The sequence below is a fragment of the Streptomyces sp. NPDC058326 genome (assembly GCF_042879855.1).
Classification (GTDB): domain Bacteria; phylum Actinomycetota; class Actinomycetes; order Streptomycetales; family Streptomycetaceae; genus Streptomyces.
Genome location: NZ_JBHVZO010000015.1, coordinates 196,155 through 206,884, shown reverse-complemented (window position 1 = coordinate 206,884; position 10,730 = coordinate 196,155). Strand labels below are relative to the sequence as shown.

General features: G+C 71.3%; 13 protein-coding genes, 1 tRNA gene and 2 pseudogenes. 8 read left to right on the top strand and 8 right to left on the bottom strand.

The genetic code is table 11. From position 1 onward, the window contains the following. Positions 1-159 precede the first annotated feature (159 nt). Positions 160-1,494: a hypothetical protein gene (locus ACFVYX_RS26010; RefSeq protein WP_389683898.1), complete on the bottom strand. Its 1,335-nt coding sequence runs from the start codon at positions 1,492-1,494 to the stop codon at positions 160-162. 287 nt (positions 1,495-1,781) lie between these two features. Between ACFVYX_RS26010 and ACFVYX_RS26005 the strand changes: the two genes are divergently transcribed. Next, positions 1,782-1,856 (top strand) — tRNA-Val (locus ACFVYX_RS26005). Between the two features lie 253 nt (positions 1,857-2,109). Here the strand turns inward: ACFVYX_RS26005 and ACFVYX_RS26000 are convergent. After that, positions 2,110-2,291, bottom strand: a pseudogene (locus tag ACFVYX_RS26000) (hypothetical protein); the annotation flags it as partial. Between the two features lie 161 nt (positions 2,292-2,452). Here ACFVYX_RS26000 and ACFVYX_RS25995 point away from each other — a divergent pair. Then, positions 2,453-2,647, top strand: coding sequence for a hypothetical protein (locus ACFVYX_RS25995; RefSeq protein WP_389683897.1), 195 nt, complete (start codon positions 2,453-2,455; stop codon positions 2,645-2,647). A gap of 404 nt (positions 2,648-3,051) precedes the next feature. Here the strand turns inward: ACFVYX_RS25995 and ACFVYX_RS25990 are convergent, their stop codons facing one another. Further along, complete coding sequence (locus ACFVYX_RS25990; RefSeq protein WP_389683896.1) at positions 3,052-3,594, bottom strand: SMI1/KNR4 family protein; 543 nt, start codon at positions 3,592-3,594, stop codon at positions 3,052-3,054. A gap of 244 nt (positions 3,595-3,838) precedes the next feature. Between ACFVYX_RS25990 and ACFVYX_RS25985 the strand changes: the two genes are divergently transcribed. Both ACFVYX_RS25985 and ACFVYX_RS25980 read left to right on the top strand, forming a co-directional pair. Then, positions 3,839-4,357, top strand: coding sequence for a hypothetical protein (locus tag ACFVYX_RS25985; RefSeq protein WP_389683895.1), 519 nt, complete (start codon positions 3,839-3,841; stop codon positions 4,355-4,357). 114 nt (positions 4,358-4,471) lie between these two features. Further along, a pseudogene (locus tag ACFVYX_RS25980) lies at positions 4,472-4,974 on the top strand (GNAT family N-acetyltransferase). 115 nt (positions 4,975-5,089) lie between these two features. On the opposite strand, the gene ACFVYX_RS25975 reads toward ACFVYX_RS25980, so the two are convergent. After that, on the bottom strand, positions 5,090-5,383 hold the full coding sequence (locus ACFVYX_RS25975; RefSeq protein ID WP_389683894.1) for a hypothetical protein: 294 nt from the start codon (positions 5,381-5,383) through the stop codon (positions 5,090-5,092). Positions 5,384-5,631: 248 nt separating this feature from the next. Between ACFVYX_RS25975 and ACFVYX_RS25970 the strand changes: the two genes are divergently transcribed. Further along, positions 5,632-6,171, top strand: coding sequence for a DUF4231 domain-containing protein (locus ACFVYX_RS25970; RefSeq protein WP_389683893.1), 540 nt, complete (start codon positions 5,632-5,634; stop codon positions 6,169-6,171). 81 nt (positions 6,172-6,252) lie between these two features. On the opposite strand, the gene ACFVYX_RS25965 is transcribed toward ACFVYX_RS25970, so the two are convergent. Further along, entirely contained in the window at positions 6,253-6,702 is a 450-nt protein-coding gene (locus ACFVYX_RS25965; protein WP_389683892.1) for a lamin tail domain-containing protein, read from the bottom strand. Positions 6,703-6,827: 125 nt separating this feature from the next. Here ACFVYX_RS25965 and ACFVYX_RS25960 point away from each other — a divergent pair, with 125 nt between their 5' ends. After that, entirely contained in the window at positions 6,828-7,634 is an 807-nt protein-coding gene (locus ACFVYX_RS25960; protein WP_389683891.1) for an MBL fold metallo-hydrolase, read from the top strand. Here the strand turns inward: ACFVYX_RS25960 and ACFVYX_RS25955 are convergent. Beyond that, entirely contained in the window at positions 7,576-8,334 is a 759-nt protein-coding gene (locus ACFVYX_RS25955) for a GntR family transcriptional regulator (RefSeq protein ID WP_389683890.1), read from the bottom strand. The two genes, ACFVYX_RS25960 and ACFVYX_RS25955, sit on opposite strands and share 59 nt — an antisense overlap. 189 nt (positions 8,335-8,523) lie before the next feature. Between ACFVYX_RS25955 and ACFVYX_RS25950 the strand changes: the two genes are divergently transcribed. Both ACFVYX_RS25950 and ACFVYX_RS25945 read left to right on the top strand, forming a co-directional pair. Further along, positions 8,524-8,748, top strand: a complete 225-nt coding sequence (locus tag ACFVYX_RS25950; RefSeq protein WP_389683889.1) for a hypothetical protein — start codon at positions 8,524-8,526, stop codon at positions 8,746-8,748. 155 nt (positions 8,749-8,903) lie between these two features. After that, positions 8,904-9,164, top strand: a complete 261-nt coding sequence (locus ACFVYX_RS25945) for a DUF2277 domain-containing protein (protein ID WP_389683888.1) — start codon at positions 8,904-8,906, stop codon at positions 9,162-9,164. On the opposite strand, the gene ACFVYX_RS25940 is transcribed toward ACFVYX_RS25945, so the two are convergent. Together ACFVYX_RS25940 and ACFVYX_RS25935 are read right to left on the bottom strand one after the other, a co-directional pair. Further along, positions 9,124-9,747, bottom strand: coding sequence for a DedA family protein (locus ACFVYX_RS25940; RefSeq protein ID WP_389683906.1), 624 nt, complete (start codon positions 9,745-9,747; stop codon positions 9,124-9,126). The genes ACFVYX_RS25945 and ACFVYX_RS25940 overlap by 41 nt on opposite strands. A gap of 285 nt (positions 9,748-10,032) precedes the next feature. Beyond that, positions 10,033-10,593: a DoxX family protein gene (locus tag ACFVYX_RS25935; RefSeq protein WP_389683887.1), complete on the bottom strand. Its 561-nt coding sequence runs from the start codon at positions 10,591-10,593 to the stop codon at positions 10,033-10,035. Positions 10,594-10,730: the final 137 nt, after the last annotated feature.

The window sequence follows — 10,730 nt, the reverse complement described above, 5'->3', positions numbered from 1 at the left end:
CCTCGCCGCGTTGTCGTCGGTCGGCATGGCTCCGCCATGCCTCCTTCCTCCGCCTCGCGATGCACGGCACCGGACGCCACTCCCTGCTCCGGCCTGATCGACAAGACACCCCTAGAGCCTGCGCGCGCCTGTGCGCAGGGGCGCCCTCGGCCTCCCCGGTCAGTGACCGGCGCCCCGCTCCTCCCGGATCTGCCCGACGACGTGCGCGGCCGTGGCCCGTACGCCCTCCAGCTCAGTCAGGAAGTGCCAGTAGTCGGGGTGCCGGCCCTCCAGGGTGTCGACGGCACGGTCGAGCCGGGCGACGGCTTCGTCGAGGGGCCGGGCGTGACGCGGGTCGGGCGTGCTCCTGCCGTCCATCGCGAGCCGCTGGGCGTCCCGTACGGCGAACCGGGCCCGGTCGATCTCCTCCCTCGGGTCCTTCGCGACGGCGTCCAGGCGGCGCAGCCGGTCCCTCGCGGCCGAGACGGCCTCGTCGGTGGAGTCGAGCAGCGCGCGGACGGTGGAGAGCAGCGAGGTCGCGTCGGGCCACCGCTGCTCGGCGCGGGCCTCCGCCGCCGCGGCGAGCCGGTCCTCGGCCTGCCGGAGCGTCGTGGCGGCCTGCTCCGGCACATGCTGGAGGTCCTGCCAGCAGGGCGCGGTGAAGCGCCGCCGCAGCTCCGAGAGGACCGGCTCGACGGCGCCGGTGCGGGTGGTGAGCGCCTCGGTGCGGGTACGGAGGGAGACGAGCCGCCGGTCGATCTCGGCGGCCCGCTCGGGCAGGCGCTCCGCCTCGGCCCGTACGGCTTCGGCGTCGCGGAGGACCCGGTCGGCGCGCTGGAGGGTCTCGGGGACGCCGTGGCGGCCGGCGCCCTCGTTCAGCCGGGTGAGCTCGGGCCCGAGGGCGGCGAGCCGGGCGGCGAGGTCGTCGGCGCGCAGCCCGCTCTCCCGTACGCCGTCGAGTGCGCCGCTCGCGCCGCGCAGGGCCTGCCGGGCGCGCTCGACAGCGGGGGCGAGGCGGGCGAGCTGTGTCTCGGCGCGATCGAGCAGCGGCCCGAGACCCTGCTCGAACCGGTCGAGCTCGTCCTTCGCCCGGTCCAGCTCCTCCTTGGCCCGGGTCAGTTCCCCGCGGGCCCGGCCGGCGGTCGCGGCGTCGAGCTCGTCACGGTCGAGGTCGTGGGCGTCGACGGCGCTGATATAGGTGTGGCTGACCTCGTCGATACGGCGCCCGAGGGCCGCGAACCCCTCGACGGCGCGGCGCGCCTCGGGGGAACTGTCGACCGCGGTGATGGTCTCGATGGAGATGCGCAGTCCGCGCTGAGCGGTGTCGAGCTCGTAGAAGGCCGAGGCGGCGGCATCCTTGGCAGCCTGCGCCTCGGCCCGCTGGCCCTCGCCGCGCCCACCGAACCAGCGACGGGTACCGCCACCGGCGAAGGCGTGCGGCAGCAGAGCACCGACGAGCAGGGGCAACGCGAGAGCGAGCCGGAAGGACGACCCCCCACGCCCCGTCCGAGCCACTCCCCGGCCCGGCGCATCACGCCGCCGGACGCCGCCGGCCCCCCTAGCGTCGCTCGCCGCCACGTACCTCTCCCCGTGCTGTGTCCGCCGTGCCCGGTCCGATTCATTCTCCCACCAGGTAGGGACGAACACACGGGCCGATCAGTTCGCCGAAGACATAAACCTCCTCGTCAACGAAGAGTCACCACCCGACAACCCACCGTCCCCACCCGAGCGGGAACACCCACCGAGCAGGCATCCGTTTGCGGCACCCACGGGTGCGCCATGTAGGCTGTTGCCTCTTCCACGGGTGCGTAGCTCAGGGGTAGAGCGCTGCTCTTACAAAGCAGATGTCGGCGGTTCGAAACCGTCCGCGCCCACCAGTGCAGAGGCCCCCAGCCGATCATGGCTGGGGGCCTTTGACATCCACATCTGACACCGGCTGACCGACCACGATGAAGGTGACTTCTCCATCCAGGTCCTGCTCGCAGAGGACGCCACCTACGTGGGGGAACACCAAGCGGGTACGACCGGTGAGCGTCACGGGACGCGGTCGGCTTCCCAGGCGGAGGTCCGAGATGCTGTCCCTGCGCTGGGTAGCCGATCAGACGCGCCGGTGAACTGAACTCGAAGGCCCTACGGCCGGGGACGACTCCTGAGCAGCCGGTCCAGGTGCTCACAGCCTCCCGCTGGGTGTCCTGGACGACGGGGGTGTAGACGTCCATCGTCACGGCGATCTGGCTGTGCCCGACGATCTCCATCACGACCCGGGGTAGGACGCCGGCGGCGGTGAGGAGCGTCGCCGTACCCTGCCGGGCGGATCCAGAAGGCGGCGCTCGTGACGTACATCCGGTGGACGTCCCACAGCGACCAGGGCAGGCTCGTGGAGGCGGCGGACATCGTCGCGCCCGCCGCCCGGTGCGAGATCGTCTACGCGATCCCGGTCAATCGCTGACAGAGCACCACACAAGGGGGAGTCATGGAGTCGCTCGGTTTCGCCATCGGCGGTCTGGTCTGGGGTGCACCTGTTGCCGCTCTCGTGGTGCTGGTGGTCGTGTCTGCCGGGGTCAGCCGATGGCGGCGGAAGGCCATCGCAGCCCTGGAGAACGGCGAGCCAGATGCCGACAGGCAGCGCGCATCCGGGCGGCCGGTCGGCACGGCGGAAGAAGTCTGAGCGTGTCCCCGGAGCGTGTGCTGTCGGCGTGCTGCCGTCCGCCGCGATTGCGCCTCCCCCTTGGCGGCTAGCGCTGGAAGCATTCCTGCGTCCGACGACGAAGGGGGACAGGATGGTTCAGCCGAAGTGCGGTGCTCCTACCCAGAGCGGAGGCCGCTGCCAGAACAAGGCGATCACAGGTACCTCGCGATGCTCCAAGCACCAGGGACCGTGGTCCCCGTACGGGGTCGAGCAGCGGAAGAAGAAGGAAGCCGAAGCCAAGATGCGGAAGCTCCGGAAGAAGCGATAGAGGCCACCAAGTGGGCCGGCTGACACCCAGAACTGACCTCAACGGCGACGGACCCCTTCGGGAGGCACCCGACATTCGAACCGTCCGTAACCTGCGACGGGTCAGTACGGAGCGTTCAGTCCCACCAATCGTTCCCGGAGTGCCAGCGCTGCACCCACTCCTCGAAGCCCCACGCCTGGTCACCGGGCGCCGGGACGGCACCGACGTCGGCGATCATCCAGACCTCGCCGCGCCGGGGGCCAGTGGTCAGCAGGAGCCAGAACGACTGCCCGTCCTCGGACCCGAGAACGATGGACCCGTTGCTGAACGCGGCGTCGATCCGCGGGTCCTCGGGGTCGACACTCTCATCGTCCTCCCACGGCCAAGCTGCCCCCAGGGGGAATGGTTCGCCTGGCTGTCGCGGGCCGAGGTCGGGCCACGTGTCGGGCAGCCAGCCGAGCGGCTGCAGACCGCCATCGCCGGCAGGGCCGAGGCCGGACCCGTTGCTGATCTCCGCGATGAACGTCCTGTACGGCTCCGGGAGGACCACCCGGTTCTCCCGCTCCCACTCCGCGACGGCTTCATGTCCGAGCGCCGGCTCGCGCCATTCCGGCGGGAACGCAGAGCGCAGGAAGTCGAGAGTGGCTTCGGCGGGAGGCTGGTCACGTGTGTCTGGCACGGCAGCATCCTGGCAGAAGGGGCTGACACCCCTTCGCGGCTGCCTCACTCCGGAGCTGCCCAGGTCGTGAACATCGAGCAGAGTCGAAAGCGGATGCCTCCCGAAGTGGTGGACATCCGCTGTCTGTTCTCATGGACAAAGCCATGCCCCAGAGCGGCCGCACGCAGGGACCGGAGTCGTGAACCTCAGGGGCGGGATCGGCGTCACAATGATGGGGGCTGTTATCCACTCGGGAGGGGTGTGAATGGCGGATGATCTGCAGTTCAGCTGGGAACTGAGCGGCGCGGGGTGGGCCACGTACCGCATTGCCGACGGCACTTCGGAGCATCGGGGCCACGTCGGCTACTGCACGGACGCCTTCGCCGACCTGCTGTACGCCATGACAGGGCTCTACGGGAACTCGACCGGCGAACGCTTCTCGTTCGACCTCGAACCCGTCGAGCTGAGGTGGCGCCTCCGCCGACGGGGAGGGGATGTGGGCATCGCCGTCTACCGGTTCCCGGACGGGGCGACGAGTTGGGGCTCGCCCGACGACACGGGCGGCACCCTTGTCTGGAGCTCGGCTCAGCCCCGCAGCGTGCTGAGTCACGCGGTGATGGAGGCCGCCGAGACGGTGCTGCGGGTTCACGGCGAGGCCGGGTACCAGGAGAAGTGGATGCTGCACCCGTTCCCGGTCGCCGCTCTGCAGGACCTGCGGCGGCTCCACCGGCGCGGTGACGACTGCCGGCACGAGCAGTGCCGGAGCATCCCCGCACTGACGTGAGCTGAGGTCATTGACGCGGACGAATGGTGACTCTCGCGGTCTCCGTTCGCCACCTCGGCCTTTCGCCCGGTGCTTCAGTGTGGTTCGTGATGACCCGTGGGGCAGAGTGGGGGCATGACGACGTACGAGACGATGCCGTTCCACCTGGAGACCGAGCGGCTCATACTGCGGCCGTGGGACGAGTCGGACGCCGCTGAGTTCTGTGCCCTCCTCTCCGAACGCGGCAAGGGAACCCCCACGGTTGAGGCATCCGGACGTCCATCGCGGAGCTGCTCTCCGCGACGGCGGCTACGGGGATCGCCCTGTTGCCCATTCAGCGCCGTGACGAAGGTGACTTCATCGGCTACTGCGGGCTGATCATCGGACGATCCACCCTGGAGGAGCCCGAAATCGCCTATGAGCTGTTCCAGCACTCGCATGGGCGTGGCTATGCCACCGAGGCGGCTCGCGCGGTGCTCGATGCCGCCGTCGCGACCGGGCGGAAGCGGCTCTGGTCGACCGTCGGCGCGTGGAACGCCCCGTCGCTCCGTGTCCTAGAGAAGCTCGGGTTCGAGCGGGATCACGTCTCGACGGAAGACAACGGTGAAGTCGTCTGGCTCACACGCTCGTTGCCGTGACGTGGACCGGTGCGCCGTGAGCGGTCGTCTCCGCGGACGGCGGGGAGGACGGCGTGCGGGAGGGTGCCCGGCGGCTACCTGGTCCGGCCGTCCCGATCAGGGGCCTGAACCGGCCCTACCGGACGACGACGTTGTGGGCCGGAATGATCGTGGGCTGTACGTCGGCATGGCCGAGGTCCGCCAGGATCGGGCCGAAGGCCTTCGCGTGGGTTTCGAGGGCTTCCACGCTCTCCCAGACCTCGGTCACGCGGAACCCTCCGTCGACCGGCCCCGCCGCGTGGGAGATGAGGCCCGTGTTCGGCAGGTCCGCGAAGCGTGTGAAGCCCTGGCCGTCGGTGACGCGTGCGATGACGGCGTCGTAGAGCTCGTGTCCGGCGTCAGGGAAGTCGAAGGTGACGATGATGGCCATGGGGATGCCCCTCTCTCGGTCCGCCGCGAGGCTGCGGCAACGCCGGTGATGCTAGCGGTACGTGGTCGAGAGGGTGCACGGCGTGACGGTCTGTTCGTCGGTGGTCGGCGCTGCGGCTCGTGGCCCTCTGGGGCGGGCTGTACGGGCCCTCCGGGTGCGAGGGTGGCGTCTCGTCCCGTGGTTGTCTGCCTTGGTGGCACCGATGGCAGGGAGTTGACGGGTATTCAGCGCGACGGTGTACTTCCCGTATGGCTGACGTGGGGGACGCGCCCGAAACCGGGGTGCAGGGCGGTGAGATGACGCCGCAGCGGTACATCGAGACGAGGCTCTCGCAGTACCAGGAGTGGTACGACTCCAAGGCGACCCGGATGAAGGCGATGCATCTGCGGATGCGTACGGTCTCCGTCGTCGGCGCGGCGCTGGTACCGGTGTTCGTCAATCTCGATCTGGGCTTCGCGCGGGCCACGGCCACCGTTCTGAGTGTGGTCGTCGTCGCCGCCGTGTCGCTGGAGAGCGTCTACCGGTATCGCGAGCAGTGGAAGAACTACCGTTCGACCGAGCAGCTCCTCGGGCACGAGCGGGTCTACTTCGAGGCCAAGGTGGGGCCGTACCACGGCCTGCCGAAGCGGGAGGCGTTCTCGCTGCTGGTCGCCCGGGTCGAGAAGGCCATCGCCAACGAGAACTCCGCGACCCTGAACGTGATGACGCTCGGTGGGCAGGTCGGCGCCGACGTGCAGCAGCACGGCATCCCGTCTCCGCGGGTGTCGATGGAGTCCAGTCCGGACTAGGGCCCGTTCGTCGCGGATCGCGCCGGACCGGAGCCCCGGGGGCGTCCCCGGGGCCCCTCGTGTCTCAGGTGCGGTGCGCGGTCAGCACCACTTGTAGTCCACCCGCGTCGAGTTGTACGAGCAGACGTCGATGCGCGTGCCGTTCGACTTCTTCAGGGTCGCCGTATCGCGGTCGTTGTTCCAGACGTACGCGCCGCGGTTCTGGTAGACGTTCGCGGAGGTGTTCGCGCCGCGGCCCGTGCGGACCGTCACGATCTTGCCCTTGCCCAGCGTGAAGTTGCCGAAGGTGTACTTGTGGTTGGCCGCGTCCGTGAGCGTCCAGCCCCGCAGGTTGACCGCCGCGCCGGTCGTGTTGCGTATCTGCACGTACTCGGCGTTGAGGCTCGTGTTCGAGCGGAGGTCCGAGCCGGGGCTGTCGTAGTAGATCTTGTACAGGTGGACCGAGCCGGCGGCCTGTGCCTGCGTGGGCAGCAGCAGGATGCCGGAGGCGGCGGCCGCGGACACGGCCGCGAACGTGCGTGCGCGAAGCATGAATGTCCCTCAGTTTCTGCCGGGCGCCCGCCGATGGGGCCCGACGGGCACACAGAATACGCATGACCTTCACGTCGTCCGCACAAGAACGGGAGAGTCGGCGGGAGCTGATTTAGGGTTGTCCTATGTTCGACGAGTCCCTGCGTCTCACCGTCCTCGGCTCCGCCACCCCCTTCGCCCGGCCGGACAACGCCTGCTCCGGTCTCCTCGTCGAAGGCGGCGGGGCCCGCGTCTGGGTCGACGCCGGCAGCGGCACCCTCGCCGAGCTCCAGCGGTACGTCGCCCTCGGTGACGTCGACGCCGTGTGGATCTCCCATCTGCACGCCGACCACTCCGCCGACCTCCTCACCGCCTACTACGCCCTGCTGTACGCGGGCCTCGACGTGCCGCTTCCGGTGCCCCTCCTCGGTCCGCCCGGAATCGCCGACCGGCTCGCCGGGTTCCTCACCAACGGACCCGACCGCAGCCCCGTGGAGCAGGCCTTCGCCGTGGACGAGCTGTACGACGGGCATGCCGTACGGATCGGTGGGCTCACCCTGCGGTCCCGGGCCGTCACCCACGGCCCGCCGGCCTTCGCGCTGCGCGTGGAGGACGGGGACGGGCGGTCCCTCGTCTACTCCGGCGACTGCGAACCCTGCCCCTCGCTCGTCGAACTCGCCCGGGACTGCGACCTGTTCGTGTGCGAGGCCGACGGCGAGGTGCCCGGCCACCACTCCGCCGCGCAGGCCGGCCGGAGCGCGGCCGAGGCCGGTGCCCACCGGCTCGTCGTGACCCACGTCGGGGCGGGGACGCGGCCCGAGGACGCCGTCGCGCTGGCCGCCGCCGAGTTCCCCGGCGAGGTCGCCCACGCCGATCCCGGGCGCCGGTTCGAGGTCACGCGTCGAAGTCGTACTCCAGGACGTACGCCGACGAGTCCAGCGTCATCTCGTTGAGCTCCACGGCCGTCCCGGCCCCGGTGAACGCCGTACGCCCGATCAGGACCACCGGCGTCCCGAACTCCAGGGCCAGCCGGTCCGACTCGTCCGCCGTGGGCATCCGGCAGCGGATCTCCTCACGGAACCGCACCGGCCGGTGACCCAGCTCCGTCAGCCGCGCGTACGTGCCGCCCGGGCCCGTGTCCGGCTCGGTGATCGGCGTACCGCGCACCAGCTCCGCGGAGAGGTACGAGACGGACAGCAGCACCGGCTTGGCATCCAGGACGAAACGCCGGCTCCGGACACAGACCGGAGCGCCCGGCGCCAGACCCAGCGCCTCCGCGACCCGCGCGCCCGCCTCCGTCTCCCCCACCTCGATCTGGTCGACGACCAGATCCCGGTCCTCCACGTCGGCCGACCAGACCGAACGCCCGGTGCCCCACCGCTCGCCGGACAGCCGAGGGATGCCCCGGCGGCGCAGCGGGCGGAAGACGCGGACGAAGACCCCGGCGCCCTTGCGGGCCTCGGCGAGACCCTCGTTGCGGAGCACGGAGAGGGCCTGCCGCGCCGTCATCCGGGCCACCGCGTACGCCGTCATGAGGTCGTTCTCGCCGGGGAGCCGGTCGCCGGGCCCGAAGGCGCCCGACTGGATCGCGGTTCTCAACTCATCGGCGATGCGCTGGTACTTGGGGCGACGAGCGCTGTCCTGGTCAGTCACGGGCGGACCACTCCCTTCATTTGCGGGACACCCTACGGCGCGCCCCGCGGCCAGGGTGCACACGTGTGCGCCGCCCCGCCCCGCCGATCCATCCATCGGGGGACATCTCTAGAGATACGTTGACAGGGCGGGGCCGCCGGGCTTCCCTGGGTGTCCCCCCAAGCTTCAGGACCGGGACGGAGGGGAAGCGTGCAGCCACTGCCCGAGGTCGGTGACCTCGTCCGCGACACCGCCACCGGACGGGTCGGTTTCTATGTGGAGAGCGTCTCCGGGCGCTTTCGGATCCGGGCCGTCCACGGCGGCGTCGAGTGGGAGGCCGAACCCGTCGACGTACAGCTCGCCACGCCCCTGCGTGAGCTTCGGGCCAGGGCCGCCGAGATCAACGCGCGTAGCAGACGGGGCCTCGGCACCTGACGAGGCCGGGAAGAAGGCGGGGGCTCTCTGCCCTGATGAGGTCGGGAAGGCGGAGGGGCCCCCTCTGCCCTGACGCGGCCGGGCGGGTGGGGGAGCGGGGGCGCCCGGTGGGCGCCTTCTCGGCGGTTGTCAGTGGGGCGCGCCACACTGGAGGCATGTGCCGCAGCATCAAGACGCTCCGACCGCCCGCGCTGCCCGAGGAGGCGACCGAGGACGACATCCGCGCCGCCGCCCTGCAGTACGTCCGCAAGGTCTCCGGGTTCCGCGCCCCCGCCGCTCACAACCGTGAGGTCTTCGAGCGGGCCGTGGAGGAGATCGCCGAGGCGACCGCGAGACTCCTCGACGGCCTTGAGGTGCGCGGGGCGCACCCCGGTGTCAGGACGCAGCCGCGGGAGCCGCAGCCGGACGCCGTATGAGACAGGCGGCGAGACCGCCCGCCAGGAAGAGCGCGAGGGTCGACACCCCCGCGCTGAACCAGGTCGCGCCCAGCCACTGACCGCCGAGCCAGCCGAGCCCCACGCTGTACGAGGCCCAGGTGACACCCGCGAGCGCCGACCACGGCAGGAACTCCTCGACGCGCCGCTTCGCCGCGCCCGCGCCGAGCGAGACCACGGACCGGCCCGCCGGGGCGAAGCGCGCGAGGACGACGAGGAGGCCGCCGCCCCGGGCCAGCGCGGTGCCGAGACGTTCCTGCGCCACGGAAAGGCGCTTCGACCGGGCGATGGCCCGGTCGAGCCTGGCACCGCCCCGCCGTGCGAGCCGGTACGCCAGGAAGTCGCCGAGGACCGAGGCCGTGGCCGCGCAGAGGAGCAGGGGGAGCAGTGACGGTACGCCGGGGGTGGCCGCGGTGGCCGTCGCCGCGGCGGTGGCGGCGGTGATCACCAGGAAGCCGCTCGGCAGCACGGGCAGGAAGACGTCGAGCAGGATCGACGTCGCCACCACCGGGTAGATCCATGGGCCGGCGGTGAGCGACCGCAGCGATCCCAGGCTGTCGAGCAGATTCACAGGGCCAGAGCCTACGCGGGGGCGGGGAACCGCCTGCGGGGCGGGTGCCGGGGGCCCTGGTACGCGGGGGCGTGCCGGTGACGTGAAGGGCCGTGCGGGCGGCGGGTCGAGGGCGTGAAGGGCCGTGCGGGCGGCGGGTCGAGGGCACACCGAGGGCGGGTCGGGGATGCCCGCGTACCACTCGGCGGAGGGGCGCGGACGCCGCGTCCGCGCCCGGCGCCGCGACGGCGTCGTCGCCGTACGGCGCCCGTACCGCTCCGCCGAGTGAACAGTGAAGGGTCAGGCGGCGACCGGCGTGCCGTGTTCCTTGGGGGTCTCGCCCGTCCTGGGGGGCGTCGCGCCCGCGCCGCCCCGGGTTCCGAAGAGCCGGTCCAGGGCCAGTGCGCCCGGTCCGGTGAACACGAGCAGCGCGAAGGCCCAACAGAACAGGGCAGCGGTCTCGCCGCCGTTCTGCAGCGGGAAGAGGGACGCGGGCTGGTGGACCTTGAAGTACGCGTACGCCATCGAGCCGGAGGCGAGGAACGCGGCGCTCCGGGTGCCGAGGCCGGCCAGGACCAGGACGCCGGCGCCGAGCTGGATCACGGCCGCGTACCAGCCCGGCCAGGTGCCGGCCGGGATCGTGCCACCGCCCATCGCGCCGCCGAGGACGCCGAAGAGCGAGGCGGCGCCGTGGCAGGCGAAGAGCAGGCCGATGACGATCCGGAAGAGACCGAGCGCGTACGACTGGGCCTGGTTCAGGGGGCCCGCGAGGCCGTTCGCGCCGTTCTGGCCGGGTGAACCGTGCGAGCCGGGTGCGTGGTGGGGTGTCGTCGCGTCGGTCGCGTTGACGGGGTTGTCCATGGGGGGACTCCTTCGGCCTGACCGCGTCCGTGGGGTGGACGGGCAGTGGGGACGGGAACCGATGAGCCGCTAGGTTAGGCACCCCTCACTAATACTTGCAAGTTCAACATTCGACCGCCGGGAGGGTGTGGCAGGCC

Excerpts from the sequence above, each read along its gene's own strand:
- ACFVYX_RS25960 (WP_389683891.1), top strand. The coding sequence starts at position 6,828 with ATGTTCGACGAGTCCCTGCGTCTCACCGTCCTCGGCTCCGCCACCCCC.
- ACFVYX_RS25975 (WP_389683894.1), bottom strand. The coding sequence starts at position 5,383 with ATGGCCATCATCGTCACCTTCGACTTCCCTGACGCCGGACACGAGCTC.
- ACFVYX_RS25965 (WP_389683892.1), bottom strand. The coding sequence starts at position 6,702 with ATGCTTCGCGCACGCACGTTCGCGGCCGTGTCCGCGGCCGCCGCCTCC.
- ACFVYX_RS25935 (WP_389683887.1), bottom strand. The coding sequence starts at position 10,593 with ATGGACAACCCCGTCAACGCGACCGACGCGACGACACCCCACCACGCA.
- ACFVYX_RS25995 (WP_389683897.1), top strand. The coding sequence starts at position 2,453 with ATGGAGTCGCTCGGTTTCGCCATCGGCGGTCTGGTCTGGGGTGCACCT.
- ACFVYX_RS25945 (WP_389683888.1), top strand. The coding sequence starts at position 8,904 with ATGTGCCGCAGCATCAAGACGCTCCGACCGCCCGCGCTGCCCGAGGAG.
- ACFVYX_RS25985 (WP_389683895.1), top strand. The coding sequence starts at position 3,839 with ATGGCGGATGATCTGCAGTTCAGCTGGGAACTGAGCGGCGCGGGGTGG.
- ACFVYX_RS25970 (WP_389683893.1), top strand. The coding sequence starts at position 5,632 with ATGGCTGACGTGGGGGACGCGCCCGAAACCGGGGTGCAGGGCGGTGAG.